The sequence below is a fragment of the Shinella sp. 1A1 genome (genome assembly GCF_055379515.1).
Genome location: NZ_AP039671.1, coordinates 1,579,894 through 1,599,081 on the forward strand (window position 1 = coordinate 1,579,894; position 19,188 = coordinate 1,599,081).

The following is a 19,188-nucleotide window of genomic DNA, read 5'->3' on the forward strand; positions in this document are numbered from 1 at the left end:
TTATTCGCTCGCTGCAAGAACGGAGGGGCGGGCCCTGATCCGCTCCCACCATGCCTGAATGGACGGGAATTCGCGAATGAGCGCGGCGCCCTCCGGCGCTTCCACGAACAGGCCGAACATCGGAGCGGCATGAAAATCGGCCAATGACGGCTCCGGCCCGGAGAGCCAGTTTTCCACTCCCAGCAAGTTCGAAAGCGCTCCCAGGAAGAGGCGTGCCTTTTCAAGGCCGCCGGCAATGCGCGCTTCGTCTACCGCGTCGGCCCCGGATGCTTCCATCCGCTGCACGTAGACATCCCACACCATCGGCAGATAGGCGTAATTGTCCAGCATCGCGACGATCTGGTTCATGCGCGCGCGATCACGAAGAGCGCTCGGTTGCAGCGGCGGTCCGGAAAATGCCTCATCCACGTAGCGGGTTATCGCGCTTGTTTCGTAGAGGGCGAACCCGTCGTGCTCGAAGGCGGGGATACGGCCGAAGGGGTGGCGCGCAAGATACTCCGGCGGCACGCCCTCGTCTGCAAACACGTCCACCGGCACGAGATTGTAAGGCACTCCCTTTTCATGGAGTGCGATGCGCACGATCCGAACGTAGACGCTGCAGCTCGCGCCGTAGACCGTGACCGATGGATGCATTTCCGGCATTTCGCAATCCTCTCGGCCCCGATTCTTCGGTCAGTTGCCCTGTTTTGCCAGCCCCGCAAGCTGCGTCATCACTTGCGCCGCGCCCGTCAGGCGCCTTTCCGGCGTCGGGTAGTCGCGGGCGAGGAAGAGGCTCTGGTCCGGCCTGATCTTGACCAGTGCGCCCTGCCTGGCGATGTAGCCGACCAGTGCCGTCGGGTTCGGGAATTCCTTGTTGCGGAACTGCACGACGACGCCCTTCGGGCCGGCATCGAGCTTCTCGACATTGGCCACGCGGCAAAGCGACTTGATATAGACGATCTTCAGGAGATGCTGGACCTCAATGGGCAGCGGGCCGAAGCGGTCGATCAGTTCCGCGCCGAAGGCGTCAATGTCGCCAAGCTCGGTGATCTCGCCGAGGCGGCGGTAGAGGCCGAGGCGCAGGTGCAAGTCCGGCACATAGTCGTCCGGGATCATGACCGGCGTGCCGACGGAAATCTGCGGCGACCAGCCGCTGTCGGCGACTTCCTCGTCGCCCTTGATTTCGGCAACGGCCTCTTCGAGCATCTGCTGGTAGAGTTCGAAGCCGACTTCCTTGATATGGCCGGACTGTTCCTCGCCAAGCAGGTTGCCCGCTCCGCGGATGTCGAGGTCGTGGCTGGCGAGCTGGAAGCCGGCGCCGAGCGTGTCGAGCGACTGCAGCACCTTGAGGCGGCGTTCGGCGGTGCCCGTCAGCGTGCGGTTGACCGGCAGGGTCAACAGCGCGAAGGCGCGGACCTTCGACCGGCCGACGCGGCCACGGAGCTGGTAGAGCTGGGCGAGGCCGAACATGTCGGCGCGATGAATGATCATCGTGTTCGCCGTCGGCACGTCGAGGCCCGATTCGACGATGGTGGTCGAGAGCAGCACGTCGTAGCGCCCCTCGTAGAAGGCGTTCATGATGTCTTCGAGTTCGGTCGCCGGCATCTGGCCGTGCGCGACGGCGACCTTCAATTCCGGCACGTCCTGGCGCAGGAAATCGTGGATTTCCGAGAGGTCGCTGAGGCGCGGGCAGACATAGAAACTCTGGCCGCCGCGATAATGCTCGCGCATCAGCGTTTCGCGGATGACGAGCGGGTCGAAGGGCGAGATGAAGGTGCGCACCGCCATGCGGTCGACCGGCGGGGTGGTAATGAGCGAAAGTTCGCGCACGCCTGTCATGGCGAGCTGGAGGGTACGCGGGATGGGCGTCGCCGAGAGCGTCAGCACGTGCACGTCGCTCTTCAGCTCCTTCAGCCGCTCCTTGTGCTTCACGCCGAAATGCTGCTCCTCGTCGATGATGAGGAGGCCGAGATTGGCGAACTTGATCGACGAGCCGAGCAACGCGTGGGTGCCGACGACGATATCCGTCTTGCCCTCGGTCAGTTCCTTCTTCGTCAGCGCCAGCTCCTTCGAGCCGACGAGGCGGGAGGCCTGCTGCACGCGGATCGGCAGGCCACGGAAGCGCTCGGAGAAGGTCTTGAAATGCTGCCGGGCGAGCAGCGTCGTCGGCACGACGACGGCGACCTGAACGCCGTTCATCGCCGCGATGAAGGCGGCGCGCAGCGCCACCTCCGTCTTGCCGAAGCCGACGTCGCCGCAGACGAGCCGGTCCATCGGCCGGCCCGCGCCGAGATCTTCGCGCACGGCGTCGATGGCGTTCGCCTGGTCGTCCGTCTCGTCATAGGGGAAGCGGGCGGCGAATTCGTCGTAGACGCCATCCGGCGCGGCTAGTACCGGCGCATGGCGCACGAGGCGCGCGGCGGCGATCTGGATGAGGCCGCTCGCCATGTCGAGCAGGCGCTTCTTGAGCTTGGCCTTGCGTGCCTGCCAGGCGACGCCGCCCAGCTTGTCGAGTAGCGCGTCGGTGCCCTCGCCGCCATAGCGCGAGAGGAGGTCGATGTTCTCTACGGGCAGGAAGAGTTTCGCGTCGTCCGCATAGACGAGTTCGAGACAGGCATGCGGCGCGCCGGCGGCCTCGATGGTGCGCAGGCCGACGAAGCGGCCGATGCCGTGCTCGGCGTGGACGACGATGGAGCCTTCGTCGAGACCGGCGACCTCGGTGATGAAATCCGCGCCGCGCTTACGGCGCTTGGCGCGGCGCACCATGCGGTCGCCGAGGATGTCCTGCTCGCCGATGACGACGATATCGCCCGCCTCGAATCCGCTTTCGAGGCTGAGCACGGCAGAACCCGCCTCGCCCGGCTTCAGCTTGCGGATATCGCTGAATTTCTCGACCGGTACGACATTGCCGAGACCGTGTTCGGCAAGCACCTGCAGGAGGCGGTCGAGCGAGCCTTCCGACCAGCCCGTTACCAGCACTTTCGCACCGGAGGCCCGCTTGTCTGCGATGTGTTTGACCGCCTGGTCGAAGACGTTGACGCGCGCGCCGTCGGCATCCTCGCTGCCGGCCGGCCGCGCCCAGCGCGCGCCGGGCCGCGCCGCGATGGTCTCGACATGACGTGCTTCGCCCTCATGCTCGTTGAAGGGCGAGAGGCGGATGGCGTCTCGTTCGTCGAGTTCGCGGGCGAAGCGCTCGGCGTCGAGATAGAGAAGGCCCGGCGGTACGGGCTTGTAGGGCGTCGCCTGCGCCACCTGCCCCTTGCCGGGCGTCGCGGAGGCGAGGCGCGCGTCGTAATAGTCGCGCACGAGACGGGAGCGCTCGACGGCCGCCTCACGTACCGTATGGTCCGTGACGATACGGAAGCCTTGCAGGTAATCGAAGGCGGTTTCCAGCTCGCCGTAGAACAGCGGCAGCCAGTGCTCCATGCCGGCATAGCGCCGGCCTTCGGAAACGGCCTGATAGAGCGCGTCGTCGCGCGTCGCCGCGCCGAAGGACGAGAGATACTGCTTGCGGAAATGCGAGATCGTCTCCGGCGTCAGCGTCACCTCGCTCATCGGGTTGAGGTCGAGGGAGCGGGCCTGTCCGGTCGTGCGCTGGCTGGCCGGGTCGAAGGAGCGGATCGATTCCAGCGTGTCGCCGAAGAAATCGAGGCGCAGCGGCTCCATGCTGCCGGGCACGAAGACGTCGAGAATGCCGCCGCGCACGGCGAATTCGCCGACCTCGCGCACGGTCGCCACGCGCTCGAAGCCATTGCGCTCCAGCCGCGCGGCGATATCGTCCATGCGGATCTGGTTGCCGGGCTTTGCCGAGAAGGCGAGGCTTTCGATGGTCGGCCGCGGCGCCGTCTTCTGCAGCATGGCGTTGACGGTGACGAGCACGATGGCCGCATGCGGCTTCTTCTGATGGGCGATCAGCGCCGAGAGCGCCGAAAGCCGGCGCGCGGAGACTTCGGCGCTCGGCGAAACGCGGTCATAGGGCAAACAGTCCCAGCCGGGCAGTGTCAGAACCGGAATGTCGGGCGCGACGAAGCCGAGCATCTGTTCCAGATCGGAAATGCGCTGGCCGTCCGACAGCACATAGGCGACCGGGCCGGTCTTGCGGGCGAGATCGGCGAGGATCAGCGGTTCCACGCCGGAGGGCACGGCGCCGATGGTCATCGGCCGGCCGGCGCCGGCAATGCGTTCGGGAGAAAATCCGGGGATCATGCGCGGTCGTCTTTGAAGAGCGGCGAAAAATGGGGGCGGTAGGCGGCGATGCGCGGGAAGAGGCCGCGCCGGAATTCGTCCGGCACGGGCTTCTCGCCGGTCACCCATTTCACGAGGTCGTTGTCTTCCTCGGCCATGATGCGTTCCAGCTCGTCCAGCTCGGCTTCTGAGAGCGTGGCGATCTCGGCATCGGCGAAGGCGCCGAGCACCAGGTCCATCTCGCGGATGCCCCGGTGCCAGCAGCGAAAGAGGATGCGCTTGCGGCGCGGGTCGATCTCGGCGCTCGAGCGTGTCGTTCCCGTCATGATCGTCCTCGCATTCCAACCCGCAATGTTGCTATTCGCAATTCCGAACGGAAAACCGCCTGCACTTTTCCTGGAATTGCTTTGTCGGCGTTTCTATAAACCGGCAAAAGCCGCTTGTCAGCCTTGCCAAAGGCATGATCTCCGGCGATTTTGCCGGCCATGAGACCTGCCCTGCTCGATCCGCTCTTCGCTCCCCTCTCCTCGCTTCCCGGCATCGGCCCGAAGCTGGGAGACCTCTACGCGCGCCTCTTCGGGCAGGAGAGCGTCGAGGATTGCCGGGTCGTCGATCTCGTCTTCCATTTTCCGCATTCGATCGTCGACCGGCGCAACCAGCCGGGCATTGCGAACGCGCCGCCCGGCGTCATCGTCACCATCACTGGCCGCGTCGACCGCCACCAGCCGCCGCCGGGCCGGTCCAACCAGCCGTACCGCGTGTTCCTGCACGACGAGACGGGGGAACTGGCGCTGACCTTCTTCCGGGTCAAGGGCAACTGGCTGGAAAAGGCGCTGCCCATCGACGAGACGGTGGTGGTGAGCGGCAAGGTCGACTGGTTCAACGGCCGTCCTTCCATGGTGCATCCCGACTACATGGCGCGGCTCGGCGAAGCCGACAGCGTGCCGCTGGTCGAGCCGGTGCACGGTCTCACGGCGGGTCTCACATCGCGCGTGCTGCGCAAGTCGGTGGAAGCGGCGCTTGCCCGCGTGCCGCACCTGCCGGAATGGATCGACGCCACGCTGATGCAGCGGCAGGGTTTCTCCTCGGCCTTCGACGCCTTCCATCGTATGCACGATCCGCGCGACGAAACAGACCTCGACCCGCAGGCCCCCGCCCGTCGACGCCTTGCCTATGACGAGTTCCTCGCGGGCCAGATCTCGCTCGCCCTCGTGCGCCAGCGCCTGCGCAAGGTTGCCGGCCGGCCGGTGAACGCCACGGGCGCACTGAGCCGCCCAGTCATCGACGCCCTGCCCTTTTCGCTGACCAACAGCCAGCAGACGGCCATTGCCGAAGTGCTGAAGGACATGGCCGGCGAGCAGCGCATGCTGCGCCTGCTCCAGGGCGATGTCGGCGCGGGCAAGACGGCGGTGGCGCTGATGGCGATGCTGGCCGCCGTCGAATCCGGCGGACAGGCCGTGCTGATGGCTCCGACGGAAATCCTCGCCCGCCAGCATTTTGCGACGCTCGCCCGCATGGCCGCTCCGGCCGGCGTCACCATCGACGTTCTCACCGGCCGCACCAAGGGCCGCGAGCGCGACGCCATCCTCGAACGCATCGCCTCCGGCGAGACGCAGATCGTCATCGGTACCCATGCGCTCTTCCAGGATAATGTCGCCTACAAGGATCTCGTGCTCGCCGTAGTGGACGAGCAGCACCGTTTCGGCGTGCACCAGCGCCTGCGGCTGACGGCCAAGGGCATTTCACCCCACATGCTCGTCATGACCGCGACGCCCATTCCGCGCACCCTCGTCCTTGCTGCCTTCGGCGACATGGACGTCTCCAAGCTCACGGAAAAGCCCGCCGGCCGCAAGCCGATCCAGACCGTCGTCGTGCCGCAGGAGCGTGTGGGCGATATCGTCGACCGCCTGCGCGCCGCGCTTGCCGAGGGCAAGAAGGCCTACTGGATCTGCCCGCTGGTGGAGGAAACCGAAGAAAGCGAGCTAATGTCCGTCGAGGAGCGGCATGCGACGCTTACAAGCATCTTCGGCCCCGCCGCAGGTCTCGTGCACGGCCGCATGAGCGGGCCGGAGAAGGATGCCGCTATGCTCGCCTTCAAAAGCGGTGAGACACGGCTGCTGGTCGCGACGACCGTCGTGGAAGTCGGCGTCGACGTGCCGGATGCCTCCATCATGGTGATCGAGCACGCCGAGCGCTTTGGCCTTGCCCAGCTCCATCAGTTGCGCGGTCGTGTCGGACGCGGCGAAGAAGCGTCGAGCTGCATCCTGCTCTACAAGGGACCGCTCAGCGAGAACGGCCGGGCGCGGCTTTCGATCCTGCGCGAGACGGAGGACGGTTTCCGCATCGCGGAGGAGGATCTGAAGCTGCGCGGCGAAGGCGAGCTTCTCGGCACAAGGCAGTCCGGCACGCCGGGCTTCCTCGTCGCCAGCCTCGAGGCGCATGGCGATCTTCTGGAGATCGCCCGCAAGGACGCCGCCTATCTTCTCGAACGCGACCCGGACCTGACGAGCGAGCGCGGCGAAGCGATCCGCACCCTGCTCTATCTCTACCGCCGCGACGAGGCGATCCGGTTCCTGCGCGCCGGCTGACGCCCACGCAAACGTGATTTCGCCGAGAGCGCGCGTGAAGGCATACTCTCCTTTGCATCAGCGAAAGAGGAGAAATGCCATGAAGACAGTTCTCGCAGTCGCAGTCATGCTTGGCCTTTCGGCATCCGCGGCCCTTGCGGATTGCGCCTGGCACAACAAGGTCTCGGCGGAAGCCAAGGTCGACAAGACGATCACGACCGCAAGCGTCACCACGACGGAAAAGCAGTCCCGCCTTCCGGCAGACGCGGACCTGATCCTTCCGAACGACCAGAAGAAGCCTGTCGTCGAGGAATAATGCGTTTCGAGCCGTCTCGCCTTTCGGGGCGGCTCGCCCTTATCCCTTCTTGCGGGCTTTCGCCTTGGCCTTGCGCTGTTCCTCGCTTTCGAGGAGCTGCAGCGTCTTTTCCGGCGGCGTGACGAGCCCGACCGAGATGATCAGCTTGGCGGCATCCTCGGCGCTCATGTCGAGCGGCACGAGCTTTTCCCGCGGAACGTAGACGAGGAAGCCGGCGGTCGGGAACGGCGTCGGCGGCAGGAAGCAGGCGACCATGTCCTTGCCCATGGACTTGAACTTCGTCGCGATCTCGCCGCGCGCATCCGTCGCCACGAAGACGACGGACCAGAGGCCGGCGCTCGGATATTCGATCATCGCCGCCTTGTTGAAGGAATTACCTTTGTCCTTCAGCACCGTCTCGAAGATCTGCTTCAAACTTTTGTGCACCGTACGCACCAGTGGCGTGCGGTTGAAGAGCGAATCGCCGAACTCGACGATGGTGCGGCCGATCAGGTTCTTGCCGAGGAAGCCGATGAGCGTGATCAGCACCAGCGCGATCAGCAGGCCGAAGCCGGGAATGGCGAATTGCAGGTAGCTTTCCGGGTTGTAGCGCGCCGGAATATAGGGCTTCACCCAGCTATCGGCCCAGCGGATGAAGGTCCAGGTCAGCCAGATGGTGATGGCGATCGGCGCGCAGATGACGAGGCCGGTCAGGAAATTGTTGCGCAGCCGCATGGCGAGCGACTGTCTCGGAACGAGGTCGGTCATCTGATGTCCAGCGTAAGGCGGGCGTGGGAGGGCGCTCAGCCGTAGAAACCCGGATGATAGGAAACGGTTCCCTCGCCGTAAACCGGGGAAAACGCCACACGCATGAAATACTCCGGCGGCACCCCGTGGAGCGTCAGCCTCGGATCCGGTTCGAAGCCGAAACGGCCGTAATAGGCGGGATCGCCGAGCAGCACGCAGCCCGCCGCACCGAGCGCTTCCAGACGCGCGAGCCCCTCACGCACCAGCCTGCTGCCGATCCCCCCGCCCTGCCGGGAGGGATCGACCGATATCGGCCCGAGCCCGTACCAGCCCCCACTGCCGTCGGACACCGAAACCGGGGAGAACGCGACATGGCCGACGACGGCCCCGCCCTCCTCCGCCACCAACGAAAGCGTCAGGGCGCCGGCCGCGCGCAGGCGGTCTATGATCAGTTGCTCCGTGCCGTCGGCATGGGGCGCGGTCCTGAAGGCCCTTTCCGTCAGCGCGCGGATGGCATCGATATCGCCGTCACGCTCCGGCCGGAGGATCATTCGACCGTGACCGACTTGGCGAGATTGCGCGGCTGGTCGACGTCCGTGCCCATGAAGACGGCGGTGTGGTAGGCGAGAAGCTGGATCGGCAGCGAGTAGATCATCGGCGAGATGATCTCGTTGACGTCTGGCAGCACGATCGTCGCCATGGTCGGCAGCTTGGAGGCGGCCGCACCCTTCTCGTCGGTGATGAAGACGATCCGGCCGCCGCGAGCCGCCACTTCCTGCATGTTCGAGACGGTCTTCTCGAAGAAGCGGTCGTGCGGGGCGATGACGATGACCGGCATGTTCTCGTCGATCAGTGCGATGGGGCCATGCTTCAGCTCGCCGGCGGCATAGCCCTCGGCGTGGATATAGGAGATTTCCTTGAGCTTCAGCGCACCTTCCATGGCGAGCGGATAGCTGGTGCCGCGGCCGAGATAGAGCACGTCCTTGCACTTGGAGAGGTCGCGCGAAAGCTGCTCGATGGCGGGCTGGATGGTGTTGAGCACGCTCGCCATGATGCGCGGCATCTCGGCAAGGTGGCGCACCAGCTCCTTCTCCTCGGCTTCACTGATCGTGCCGCGCGCCCGGCCCGCGCCGATGGCGAGTGCCGCGAGGACGGCGAGCTGGCAGGTGAAGGCCTTGGTGGAGGCGACGCCGATCTCGGGACCGGCAAGGATCGGGAAGACGGCATCCGATTCGCGGGCGATGGTCGATTCCTTCGCATTGACCACTGCACCGATCTTCAGGCCGTTCTCCTTGCAGTAGCGCAGCGAGGCGAGCGTATCGGCCGTCTCGCCGGACTGCGAGATGAACAGCGCGGCGGAGGCCGGGTTCAGCGGGATCTCGCGGTAGCGGAACTCGGAGGCGACGTCGATCTCGACCGGCAGGCGGGCATAGCGCTCGAACCAGTACTTGCCGACGAGGCCGGCGAGATAGGCCGTGCCGCAGGCCGAAATGGCAAGGCTCGGCACCTTCGCGAAGTCGATGCCGCCGGCGACCGGGCGCACCGTATGCGCGAGGAAATCGACATAGTGGCTGAGCGCATGGGAAATCGCCTCCGGCTGCTCATGGATTTCCTTTTCCATGAAGTGCCGATGGTTGCCCTTGTCGATGAGATAAGCGGCGGCCGAGGAAACCTGCTTCGGCCGCTCCACACGGTTGCCGTCCATATCGAAGATGAAGGCGCCGTCGCGGCCGATCACCGCCCAGTCGCCGTCGACAAGATAGCTGATCTCGCTGGTGAAGGGCGCGAGCGCGATGGCGTCGGAGCCGAGGAACATCTCGCCCCGGCCATGGCCGATGGCGAGCGGCGGGCCGCTGCGCGCGGCCATGATGGTCGAAGGGTCGTCCTCGAAGATCACGGCAAGGGCGTAAGCCCCGGTAACGCGCCGCAGCATGGCATGCATCGCCTCGCGGCGACCGAGCCCCTCGCGGCGGAACTTCGCGACAAGCTGTGCGACGACTTCGGTGTCCGTCTGCGTGGTGAAGGTCGCGCCGCCGGCGATCAGCTCGTCCTTGATCTCGGAGAAATTCTCGATGATGCCATTGTGCACGACGGCGACGCCATCGACGAAATGCGGATGGGCATTGCCTTCCGTCGGTGCGCCATGCGTCGCCCAGCGGGTGTGAGCGATGCCGATGGTACCGGCCAGCGGCTCTTCCGAAAGGCGTTTTTCGAGGTTGAACAGCTTGCCCTCAGCGCGGCGGCGGGCAAGCCTGCCGTCGACGACGGTGGCGACGCCGGCGGAATCATAGCCCCGATATTCGAGGCGCTTCAGGGCATCGACAAGCCGACCGGCGACAGGCTGGTTTCCGACGATACCGACAATTCCGCACATTGCGCGCTCCAATCTCTATCCGACGCATTTCATTGCGTTCTTTTCGTAGAGTTTTTTTCCTGCGGCGCAACACGGCCGCGCTCACTTTCGATTGCAATCGTTAACGTGGGCGCGCCCAATCGGCGAATTACGTCGCCGCCTTCTTTTTCGCGTCCTTGAGCGCCTTGTTGCGCTCGCGGATGAGGACGGCCCTGCCCTCCTTGTTTTCCTGCCGCGCCCGGCCGAAGGCCACGGCATCGTCCGGCACGTCCGCGGTGACCACGCTGCCGGAGGCGACATAGGCCCCGTTGCCGATGGAAACCGGGGCGACGAGCGACGAATTGGAACCGATGAAGGCATCCGTGCCGATGCGCGTCACATGCTTGTTGATGCCGTCGTAATTGCAGGTGATGGTGCCGGCGCCGATATTCGTGCGCGCGCCGATGAAGGCATCGCCGATATAGGTGAGATGGTTGACCTTGGCGCCCGCCCCGATCTCCGCCTTCTTCACCTCGCAGAAATTGCCGACCTTCGCGCCCTCGCCGAGATTGGCGCCCGGCCGCAGGCGCGCATAGGGGCCGACCTCGGCCCCGGCCGCGACATGCGCGCCCTCGATATGCGAGAAGGAATGGATGAGAGCGCCGCTTTCGACGCTCACGCCCGGCCCGAAGACCACGTTCGGCTCGATGGTCACGTCGCGGCCGATCTTCGTGTCATAGGCGAGGAACACCGTTTCCGGCGCGATCATCGACACGCCGTCGAGCATCATCTCGTGGCGGCGGCGCTGCTGCCAGAGGCGTTCGATCACCGCCAACTCGGCGCGCGTGTTGCAGCCGGTCAGCTCTTCCTCGGGCGCTTCCACGGCGATTGCCCGGCCGCCGGCCGCACGCACCACCTCGACGATATCGGTGAGATAGTATTCGCCCTTGGCATTGCTGTTGCCGATGCGGCCGATCAGGTCGAGCGCCTTGCGCCCGTCGATGGCCATCAGGCCGCCGTTGCAATAGGTGATCGCGCGTTCGGCCTCGCTCGCGTCCTTGTGCTCGCGGATGGCCAGAAGCTCGCCGTTCCCGACGATCAGGCGACCGTACCCGGTCGGATCGGCCGTCTCGAAGCCGATCACGACGACATCCGCGCCATTGGCAAGCCCGTCCCGCGCGGCGACCAGCGGTGCCTCGGTGATGAGCGGCGTGTCGCCGAAGACGACGAGCACATCGTCGTAGCCCCTGGCGATCGCCTCGCGCGCCGCGAGCACGGCATGGGCGGTGCCGAGCCGTTCGGTCTGGATATGGACGGAGCTGCTGACCGCCTCGTTCCGGGCGGCGATCTCGACCTTTTCCGCATCGCGCCCGAGCACCAGCGCGATATCGCCAATGCCGGCCTTTGCCAGTGCATCAACGACATGCGCGATCATCGGCCGGCCGGCGACCGGATGCAGCACCTTGGACTGCGCGGACTTCATCCGCGTGCTTTCGCCGGCGGCCAGGATGACGGCCAGGCAGTTGCGCTTCGTCCGGTCTGCGGTCATGGGAATCCCTCGTTCACCCGTATTCGACGCCGTTCCTTAGCAAAAAGGTACAGCGGGAGACAAAGGGATTCCTCCGCACTTCAGTTCGCGTTGCTGCGCAGGCGGCTTTCCGTGAGCTGGCCGCTCTCGTCGAGGATCGGATAGGCGACGGAGACGAGATGCGCGTTGACGCGCTTCAAGTCGCGCAGCATGTCGAGATGCAGCGAGCTCGTCTGGAGGCTGTCGAGCCGGCCGTCGCGCAGCCGTTCGAGGTGGCGCTCGGACGACTGCTTCTCCATGCGCCGCACATCGACCTTCACTTCCATCAACTGGCGGGCAAGGCCCGTGTCGCGCGTGACGAAGATCGTCTGGGCGATGCGCAGGTTCTCGATGGTCAGGTTGAAGAGGTTGGCGAGCTCCTTGTAGCCGTCCTCGGAGAATTTCAGCCCGTTGACGATCTTCTTGCGCACCTGCTCCTGCAATCCCTTCTCGATGATGTCGCCGACATGCTCGAGATTGATGGCATAGTCGATGATGATGATCGAGCGCGCCGCGCTCTCGCCGCTGACACCCTGCCGGCCGAGCCGCGAAAGATAGATCTTCACCTCCTGCTGCAGGGCATCGACCTGGTGCTCAAGCTCGCCGACGTCCTTCAGCGGCGCAAGGTTGTTCTCGTTGAAGGCGCGCATGGTGCGGATGAGCATGGCCTCGATGAGGTCGCCGACGCGCAGCACCTCGCGCGTCGCGCCGGACAGCGCGACGACCGGGGTCGAGAGCGCCGAATCGTCGAGGTATTTCGGTCCGGTATCTTCCGGCTTCTCCTCCGGCACCAGCTTTTCCATGAGGCGCGACAGCGGGCTGGAGAGCGGCCAGAACACCAGCGCGACAACGATGTTGAAGGCAAGGTGCACATCGACCGGCAGCTTGGTCGCCGGAAGCGGCAGCGCCGCCAGGAGACCCGCGACCTGCCCGGCGAAGGGCAGTACGACCAGACAGCCGATGCCGCGCACGAGGAGGTTGCCGAGCGTCACGCGCCGGGCGGAGGCGGCCGCCTTGAGCGTCGCGATGACCGGCGGCACGGCCCCGCCGAGATTGGCGCCGAGCACGAGGATCACCGTCAGCGCCGGCGACAGGATGCCCATCGCCGCCAGCGACAGGATGAGCACGACCACCGCGAGGCTGGAGGAGGAGATGATGGCGAGCACGGTGGAGAAGGCGAGCGCGGCGGGCCATGCATCGCCCAGCAGCGTCAGGAAGGCGGCGAGCGCCGGCGACTGGCGCATCGGTTCCGTCGCGAGGCTGAGGAGATGCAGCGAAAGCAGCATCAGGCCGATGCCGACGAGGGCCGAGCCGAGCCCCTGCCGCGCCGAGGAGCCGGACGATTTGTAGAACACGACACCGACGAGGATGATCAGCGGCGAGATCGATTCGATGCCGGTCGCCACCAGCCAGGCGGTGACGGCGGTGCCGATATTGGCGCCGAGCAGCACGATCTGCGCCATGCGGGCCCGCACGAGGTTCTTTTCCACGAAGGAGGCGATCATCAGCGCCGTCGCCGTCGAGCTCTGCAGCGCGACGGTGGCGACGAAACCGGCGAAGAAGGAGCGGAACGGCCCGCGCGTGCCGAGCGCCAGCCCGGATCGCAACTTGACGCCGAAGGCCCGCGTCATGCCGTCCTTGACCAGCGCGAGGCCGAAAAGCAGCAGCGCGACCGCGCCGAAAAGGTTGATCATGACGATCGTGGATTCCACGTCTGCACTCCTTCCTGCAAGGGCCAGCGCGCTGACTCACTGCAGCGATCCTGTATCCGACCACGAATTCTCAAATTATGACAGGGGAATTCAGCCGGAATATGCCAATAATTTCAGAAATTTTTGATTTGCCGGCAAACAAAATCGGCGATGCCTGACCGATTTGCGGCATCGCGCATTTTGCCCGGCATTCACCCCATCATTCCGCATGTTCCGCGGACTTCAATTCCCGCAAACTTTCCGTTAAGAGACGATCTCCGGCCGCATGGCCGCCGCTATGAGGAAGTTTAGACGATGCTCGACGCCCTGAGACACGCCGCCCAGACCTGGGTGGCAAAAGCCCTGATGATCGTTCTGGTCGGTTCGTTCGCTGTCTGGGGTGTTTCGAACACGATCGTCACCGGCGGTTCGAACGCCGTCGTCACCGTCGGCGACGTCAAAGTCTCGCCCACCGACTTCCGCCTCGCCTACGAGCGCCAGGTCGCCACCATGTCGCAGCGCTTCGGCATGCGGCTGAATGCCGAGCAGGCCCGCGCCTTCGGCGTCGAGAATCAGGTCTTCGCCGAACTCGTCGCCGGCGCCTCGCTCGACCAGCTTTCGCGCGACATGAATCTCGGCCTGTCCGAAGGCCGCCTCGCCCGCCTGATCGCCGACGACCCGGCCTTCCGCGGCGTCAACGGCCAGTTCGACCGCACGGCCTTCTCCGCCATCCTGCGCAATGCGGGCCTGCGCGAGAACGACTATATCAGCAACCGCAGCCAGGTCGCCATCCGCACCCAGGTCGTGGAAGCCGTCTCCGACGGCTACAAGGCACCCGACGTGCTGACCAATGCGCTGCGCCAGTACCGCAACGAAGCGCGCACCATCGACTACCTGCTGCTCAGCAACGCCAATATCGATCCCGTGAAGGCACCCGGCGACGACGTGCTCGCCCCCTGGTTCGAGCAGAACAAGGCGAAGTACCGCGCGCCGGAATACCGCAAGTTCGTCTATGTCTCGCTGGAGCCGAAGGACATCGCGGATGCCTCCACCATCACCGATGACGCGCTGAAGGCCGAATACGAGCGCGTCAAGGAGAAATACCGCACGCCCGCCACGCGCACCGTCGAGCAGCTGACCTTCAAGGATCGCGCCGGCGCCGATGCCGCCGCCGTCAAGCTCGCCTCCGGCACGACCTTCGACGCGCTCGTCGCGGAGGAAGGCAAGACCGCCGCCGACGTCCTGCTCGGCGATTTCACCAAGGCGAACATGCCGGACCAGAAGCTGGCGGACCCCGCCTTCGCCGTGGCCGAGAACGGCGGCACGACGCCGGTGATCGACGGCACCTTCGGCCCCATCATCCTGCGCGTGACCAATATCCGCCCGGAAACGATGAAGACCTTCGATGACGTCAAGGAAGAACTGCGCAGCGAGCTTGCCCTTTCGGAAGCCGCCGACGGCATCCTCACCGTTCATGATCGTCTCGAGGACAGCCGCGCGGACGGCCTCACCCTCGAGGAAGCCGCGGCCAAGAACAACCTGAAGGCCGTGACCGTCGAGGCCGCCGACGCCCAAGGCAACGACCAGAAGGGCGACGAGATCGCCGGACTGCCGGAAGAATCCTCCCTGCTCGGCGAGGTCTTCAAGACGGATGTCGGCATGGAGACCCAGCCGATCAATGTCGGCCGCGAAGGCTATGCCTGGTTCGAGGTGCTCGACGTGATCCCGGAACGCGACCGCACGCTCGACGAGGTGCGCGAGCGCGTCGTCGCCGACTGGACGGCCGAGCAGCAGCGCCAGACTCTCGCCAAAAAGGCCGAGGAACTGGCCGAGCGCGTGCGCAAGGGCGGCGATCTTGCCGCCATCGCCGCCGAGCTCGGCATGGTCGTCGAAAACAAGGTAGGCCTTCATCGCGGCGCGCAGGATCCGGTGCTGAGCCCGGCGGCAGTCGCTGCCGCCTTTGCAGGTCCGCTCGGCCAGGTCGCCGCCGCGCCCGGCGTCGATGGCGAGGGCCAGATCCTGCTGAAGGTCACCGAGGTGAACGCCGACGCCGCGACCGACGCGCTATCGAACGACGAGCAGCAGATCGTCGCCGTCGCCCGCACCAGCGGCGACGACATCCTCGACCAGATGGTCAGCTCGCTGCAATCGGCCTACGGCGTCTCCATCAACCGCACGCTCGCCGAGCAGAGCATCGCGCGATAAGGCAGAAAGGCACCGCATGTCCGATCTGAAACCCTATATCGCCAAGGTCGCCACTGGCGCCACGCTCGATCGCGAGGAGGCGCGCGGCGCCTTCGAGATCATAATGTCGGGCGCAGCCACGCCCTCGCAGATCGGCGGCTTCCTGATGGCACTGCGCGTGCGCGGCGAGACCGTGGACGAGATCTACGGCGCCGTCGGCTCCATGCGCGCCCGCATGCTGCCGGTCGACGTGCCGGCCGACGCCATCGACATCGTCGGCACGGGCGGCGACGGCGCGGGTACCTACAATATCTCGACGCTCGCGGCGATCATCGTCGCGGGTGCCGGCGTTCCCGTCGCCAAGCACGGAAACCGGGCGCTCAGCTCCAAGTCGGGTACCGCGGACGCCCTCTCCTGCCTCGGCGTGAAGCTTGATATCGGCCCGGCCGAGATCGCCCGTTGCGTGCACGATGCCGGCCTCGGCTTCATGTTCGCCCAGCTGCATCATTCGGCGATGAAGCATGTCGGTCCCTCGCGCGTCGAGCTCGGCACGCGCACCATCTTCAACCTGCTCGGCCCGCTCTCCAATCCGGGTGGCGTCAAGCGCCAGCTCCTCGGCGTCTTCTCGCCGCAATGGCTGGTGCCGATCGCCGAGGTGATGCGCGATCTCGGCTCGGAAAGCATCTGGGTCGTGCATGGCGAAGGCCTCGACGAGATCACCACGACCGGCACCACGCAGGTTGCCGCCCTCGAAAACGGCAGGATCCGCACCTTCGAGCTGACGCCCGCCGATTTCGGCCTTTCGCAGGTCAAGCTCGACGACCTTCGCGGCGGGGACGGCATGCACAATGCCGCCGCCCTCCTCTCGGTGCTCGGCGGCGCGCACATGCCCTACCGGGACATCTCGCTCGCCAATGCCGCCGCTTCGCTGGTCATTGCCGGCAAGGCGGAGACGCTGGCGGAGGGCATGAAGCTCGCCACGCAATCGCTGGAAAGCGGCCGCGCCAGCGCCGCACTGGAACGCCTCGTCGCGGTTTCCAACGAGGGACAGGCGGAGTAGGATTGGCCATGACCGACATCCTCAAGAAGATCGAAGCCTACAAGCTGGAAGAGATCGCCGCCGCCAAGGCGCGCGTCGCCCCCGCCGAGCTTCGCGCCCGCATCCGCGACCAGGAGCCGCCGCGCGGCTTCTTCGCCAGCCTCAGGGACCGGAAGGCGGAAGGCCGCTTCGGCCTCATCGCCGAGATCAAGAAGGCAAGCCCCTCCAAGGGCCTCATCCGGCCGGATTTCGATCCGCCGGCGCTCGCCAGGGCATACGAGGCGGGCGGCGCGGCCTGTCTCTCCGTGCTCACCGACACGCCAAGCTTTGAGGGCGCCCCGGAATTCCTGACGGCCGCCCGCCAGGCCTGCGCCCTGCCGGCGCTGCGCAAGGATTTCATGTTCGACAGCTACCAGGTGCTGGAAGCGCGCGCCTGGGGCGCGGACTGCATCCTCATCATCATGGCCTCGCTCAGCGACGATGCCGCGAAGATGCTGGAGGACGCCGCCTTCTCGCTCGGCATGGACGTCCTGATCGAGGTGCATGACGAAGCGGAGATGGAGCGCGCGCTGAAGCTGAAGTCCAAGCTCGTCGGCGTCAACAACCGGAACCTGCGCACCTTCGAGGTGGATCTCGCCGTTTCGGAGAAACTCGCCGGCATGGTGCCGGACGACCGGCTGCTCGTCGGCGAAAGCGGCATATTCACCCATGCCGATTGCGAACGCCTCGGCAAGGTCGGCATCTCCACCTTCCTCGTCGGCGAAAGCCTGATGCGCAAGGACGACGTGACCGCCGCCACCCGCGAGTTGCTGACCGGCAAGGCCGGCATGCTGGCGGCCGAATGATGGCCGGGGACGGCCGGACGCTCACCCATATCGACGCCTCCGGCGAGGCCAACATGGTGGATGTCGGCGACAAGGCCGAGACGGTGCGCGTCGCCGTCGCCGAAGGCTTCGTGCGCATGGCGCCGGCCACCCTCGACCTCATCCTCAAGGGTGACGCGAAGAAGGGCGACGTTATCGGCACGGCGCGCCTTGCCGGCATCATGGCCGCCAAGCAGACGTCGAACCTCATTCCCCTCTGCCACCCGCTGATGCTGACAAAGGTCGCCGTGGACATTCGCGAGGACCGCACGCTGCCGGGCCTGCGCGTCGAGGCCATGGCGAAGCTTACCGGCCGCACGGGTGTCGAGATGGAGGCGCTGACGGCCGTCAGCGTCGCCTGCCTCACCATCTACGACATGGCCAAGGCCGCCGACCGGGAGATGGAGATCGGCGGCGTGCGCCTGCGCGAAAAATCCGGCGGGCGCTCGGGCGATTACAAACGCGGAGACGCCTGATGTCCCTCCTGCCCGTTTCCGATGCCCTCGACCGCCTGCTTTCCGCGGCAAGGCCCGTGCAACGGACGAAGACGGTGCGCCTGCACGAGGCTGCGGGCCGTGTGCTCGCCGAGGATGTCGCCGCCCGCCTCACCCAACCACCCTTCGACAATTCCGCCATGGACGGCTATGCCGTCCGCCATGAGGACATCGCGGAACTCGGTTCCGTCCTCAAGGTCGTCGGCACCTCCGCCGCCGGCCATGCCTTCGAGGGGACGGCAGGTCCGGGCGAGGCCGTGCGCATCTTCACCGGCGCGCCCTTGCCCGCCTTCGCCGACACGGTTCTCCTGCAGGAAGACGCGGAACGGCTGGAAGACGGCCGTATCCGCACCACCTTCCTCACGCCGAAGGGCCGCCACATCCGTCCGCGGGGCCAGGATTTCTTCGAGGGCGATATCGTGCTGCGCGCCGGCGGCGTGCTCGATCCCGGCCGCCTGACCGTCGCCGCCGCGATGAACCATGCAACGCTCGCCGTCTATGCCCGCCCGCGCATCGCGGTCCTGGCGACCGGCGACGAGCTCGTGCCGCCCGGCGCATCCCCCGGCGCAAGCCAGATCATCGCCTCCAACACCTATGGCGTCTCGGCCATCGCCCGCGAGGCCGGCGCGGAGATCATCGATCTCGGCATCGTTGGCGACGACAAGCAGGCTATCCTCGAAGCGGTGCGCAATGCCCTGTCGCTCGACATCGACGTGCTGGTGACGCTGGGCGGTGCCTCCGTCGGCGATTTCGACCTCGTCCAGCCGGTGCTCGGCGAGGCCGGCATGGAGCTCGACTTCTGGCGCATCGCCATGCGGCCCGGAAAGCCGCTGATGGTCGGCCGGCTCGGCCCGGTCCAGTTCGTCGGACTGCCCGGCAATCCCGTCTCCAGCATGGTCTGCTCGCTGCTCTTCCTGGAGCCGCTGGTCCGCCGCCTCGCCCACCTGCCGCCGAAGAGCCGCCTGCACAAGGCGATCGCCGCCGTGCCGCTCCGCGAGAACGACCACCGGCAGGACTATGTCCGCGCCCGCATCGCCCGCGGCCCGGCCGGCGAACTCCTCGTCACGCCCTTCGACAAGCAGGATTCCTCGATGATGAAGATCTTCGCCGAATCCGAGGGGCTGCTGATCCGTGCGCCGCACGCGCCCGCCGCGGACGCCGGCACCCCCTGCGACGTCCTTCTCCTGCGCGAGCCTGCCGCCTGAGCGGCATTATTGTTTCAGCGGCCCCTTGCGGAACACATAT

General features: G+C 66.1%; 16 protein-coding genes. 7 read left to right on the plus strand and 9 right to left on the minus strand.

Going from position 1 to position 19,188, the window contains the following annotated elements:
- Genes ACZ48C_RS08005 through ACZ48C_RS08020 form a run of 4 tightly spaced genes read right to left on the minus strand, consistent with a single transcriptional unit; the run spans position 1 to position 4,651 of the window.
- Entirely contained in the window at positions 1 to 642 is a 642-nt protein-coding gene (locus tag ACZ48C_RS08005; RefSeq protein ID WP_464782675.1) for a glutathione S-transferase family protein, read from the minus strand.
- 30 nt (positions 643 to 672) lie between these two features.
- On the minus strand, positions 673 to 4,185 hold the full coding sequence (gene mfd / locus ACZ48C_RS08010) for a transcription-repair coupling factor (RefSeq protein ID WP_464782676.1): 3,513 nt from the start codon (positions 4,183 to 4,185) through the stop codon (positions 673 to 675).
- Positions 4,182 to 4,490, minus strand: coding sequence for an FAD assembly factor SdhE (locus ACZ48C_RS08015; RefSeq protein WP_464782677.1), 309 nt, complete (start codon positions 4,488 to 4,490; stop codon positions 4,182 to 4,184). Before ACZ48C_RS08015 ends, mfd begins: the two co-directional genes overlap by 4 nt.
- Positions 4,487 to 4,651 carry a hypothetical protein gene (locus ACZ48C_RS08020; protein WP_464782678.1) on the minus strand — a complete coding sequence of 55 codons (165 nt, stop codon included), beginning with the start codon at positions 4,649 to 4,651 and terminating at the stop codon, positions 4,487 to 4,489. The genes ACZ48C_RS08015 and ACZ48C_RS08020 overlap by 4 nt, the downstream gene beginning before the upstream one ends.
- Here ACZ48C_RS08020 and recG point away from each other — a divergent pair.
- Positions 4,650 to 6,752 (plus strand): ATP-dependent DNA helicase RecG, encoded by a 2,103-nt coding sequence (recG, locus tag ACZ48C_RS08025; protein WP_464782679.1) that lies wholly within the window; start codon positions 4,650 to 4,652, stop codon positions 6,750 to 6,752. The genes ACZ48C_RS08020 and recG overlap by 2 nt on opposite strands.
- Positions 6,753 to 6,831: 79 nt before the next feature.
- Positions 6,832 to 7,047: a hypothetical protein gene (locus ACZ48C_RS08030; protein ID WP_464782680.1), complete on the plus strand. Its 216-nt coding sequence runs from the start codon at positions 6,832 to 6,834 to the stop codon at positions 7,045 to 7,047.
- Between the two features lie 39 nt (positions 7,048 to 7,086).
- Here the strand turns inward: ACZ48C_RS08030 and ACZ48C_RS08035 are convergent, their stop codons facing one another.
- The 5 genes from ACZ48C_RS08035 to ACZ48C_RS08055 all read right to left on the minus strand — a co-directional run bounded on the left by ACZ48C_RS08035 (position 7,087) and on the right by ACZ48C_RS08055 (position 13,384).
- Positions 7,087 to 7,794 (minus strand): DUF502 domain-containing protein, encoded by a 708-nt coding sequence (locus ACZ48C_RS08035; protein WP_119256361.1) that lies wholly within the window; start codon positions 7,792 to 7,794, stop codon positions 7,087 to 7,089.
- 35 nt (positions 7,795 to 7,829) lie between these two features.
- Positions 7,830 to 8,324, minus strand: a complete 495-nt coding sequence (locus ACZ48C_RS08040) for a GNAT family N-acetyltransferase (RefSeq protein WP_464782681.1) — start codon at positions 8,322 to 8,324, stop codon at positions 7,830 to 7,832.
- Complete coding sequence (glmS, locus tag ACZ48C_RS08045; protein WP_464782682.1) at positions 8,321 to 10,147, minus strand: glutamine--fructose-6-phosphate transaminase (isomerizing); 1,827 nt, start codon at positions 10,145 to 10,147, stop codon at positions 8,321 to 8,323. The genes ACZ48C_RS08040 and glmS overlap by 4 nt, the downstream gene beginning before the upstream one ends.
- 127 nt (positions 10,148 to 10,274) lie before the next feature.
- A complete protein-coding gene (glmU, locus tag ACZ48C_RS08050) occupies positions 10,275 to 11,654 on the minus strand; it encodes a bifunctional UDP-N-acetylglucosamine diphosphorylase/glucosamine-1-phosphate N-acetyltransferase GlmU (protein WP_464782683.1) in 1,380 nt (459 codons plus the stop codon).
- 80 nt (positions 11,655 to 11,734) lie between these two features.
- Positions 11,735 to 13,384 (minus strand): Na/Pi cotransporter family protein, encoded by a 1,650-nt coding sequence (locus tag ACZ48C_RS08055; protein WP_464782684.1) that lies wholly within the window; start codon positions 13,382 to 13,384, stop codon positions 11,735 to 11,737.
- A 294-nt stretch (positions 13,385 to 13,678) separates the two neighbouring features.
- Between ACZ48C_RS08055 and ACZ48C_RS08060 the strand changes: the two genes are divergently transcribed.
- Genes ACZ48C_RS08060 through ACZ48C_RS08080 form a run of 5 tightly spaced genes read left to right on the plus strand, consistent with a single transcriptional unit; the run spans position 13,679 to position 19,148 of the window.
- Complete coding sequence (locus ACZ48C_RS08060) at positions 13,679 to 15,568, plus strand: peptidylprolyl isomerase (protein WP_464782685.1); 1,890 nt, start codon at positions 13,679 to 13,681, stop codon at positions 15,566 to 15,568.
- 16 nt (positions 15,569 to 15,584) lie between these two features.
- A complete protein-coding gene (gene trpD / locus ACZ48C_RS08065; protein WP_464782686.1) occupies positions 15,585 to 16,607 on the plus strand; it encodes an anthranilate phosphoribosyltransferase in 1,023 nt (340 codons plus the stop codon).
- Positions 16,608 to 16,615: 8 nt separating this feature from the next.
- Entirely contained in the window at positions 16,616 to 17,431 is an 816-nt protein-coding gene (gene trpC, locus ACZ48C_RS08070) for an indole-3-glycerol phosphate synthase TrpC (protein WP_464782687.1), read from the plus strand.
- A complete protein-coding gene (moaC, locus tag ACZ48C_RS08075; protein ID WP_413251145.1) occupies positions 17,431 to 17,925 on the plus strand; it encodes a cyclic pyranopterin monophosphate synthase MoaC in 495 nt (164 codons plus the stop codon). The genes trpC and moaC overlap by 1 nt, the downstream gene beginning before the upstream one ends.
- Positions 17,925 to 19,148: a molybdopterin molybdotransferase MoeA gene (locus tag ACZ48C_RS08080; RefSeq protein WP_464782688.1), complete on the plus strand. Its 1,224-nt coding sequence runs from the start codon at positions 17,925 to 17,927 to the stop codon at positions 19,146 to 19,148. The genes moaC and ACZ48C_RS08080 overlap by 1 nt, the downstream gene beginning before the upstream one ends.
- The last annotated feature ends 40 nt before the right edge of the window (positions 19,149 to 19,188 follow it).

Bases quoted from the DNA above. Each gene is read 5' to 3' on its own strand.
- ACZ48C_RS08005 (WP_464782675.1), bottom strand. From the start codon at position 642: ATGCCGGAAATGCATCCATCGGTCACGGTCTACGGCGCGAGCTGCAGC.
- mfd (WP_464782676.1), bottom strand. From the start codon at position 4,185: ATGATCCCCGGATTTTCTCCCGAACGCATTGCCGGCGCCGGCCGGCCG.
- ACZ48C_RS08015 (WP_464782677.1), bottom strand. From the start codon at position 4,490: ATGACGGGAACGACACGCTCGAGCGCCGAGATCGACCCGCGCCGCAAG.
- recG (WP_464782679.1), top strand. From the start codon at position 4,650: ATGAGACCTGCCCTGCTCGATCCGCTCTTCGCTCCCCTCTCCTCGCTT.
- ACZ48C_RS08020 (WP_464782678.1), bottom strand. From the start codon at position 4,651: ATGGCCGGCAAAATCGCCGGAGATCATGCCTTTGGCAAGGCTGACAAG.
- ACZ48C_RS08030 (WP_464782680.1), top strand. From the start codon at position 6,832: ATGAAGACAGTTCTCGCAGTCGCAGTCATGCTTGGCCTTTCGGCATCC.
- ACZ48C_RS08035 (WP_119256361.1), bottom strand. From the start codon at position 7,794: ATGACCGACCTCGTTCCGAGACAGTCGCTCGCCATGCGGCTGCGCAAC.
- ACZ48C_RS08040 (WP_464782681.1), bottom strand. From the start codon at position 8,324: ATGATCCTCCGGCCGGAGCGTGACGGCGATATCGATGCCATCCGCGCG.
- glmS (WP_464782682.1), bottom strand. From the start codon at position 10,147: ATGTGCGGAATTGTCGGTATCGTCGGAAACCAGCCTGTCGCCGGTCGG.
- glmU (WP_464782683.1), bottom strand. From the start codon at position 11,654: ATGACCGCAGACCGGACGAAGCGCAACTGCCTGGCCGTCATCCTGGCC.
- ACZ48C_RS08060 (WP_464782685.1), top strand. From the start codon at position 13,679: ATGCTCGACGCCCTGAGACACGCCGCCCAGACCTGGGTGGCAAAAGCC.
- trpD (WP_464782686.1), top strand. From the start codon at position 15,585: ATGTCCGATCTGAAACCCTATATCGCCAAGGTCGCCACTGGCGCCACG.
- trpC (WP_464782687.1), top strand. From the start codon at position 16,616: ATGACCGACATCCTCAAGAAGATCGAAGCCTACAAGCTGGAAGAGATC.
- moaC (WP_413251145.1), top strand. From the start codon at position 17,431: ATGGCCGGGGACGGCCGGACGCTCACCCATATCGACGCCTCCGGCGAG.
- ACZ48C_RS08080 (WP_464782688.1), top strand. From the start codon at position 17,925: ATGTCCCTCCTGCCCGTTTCCGATGCCCTCGACCGCCTGCTTTCCGCG.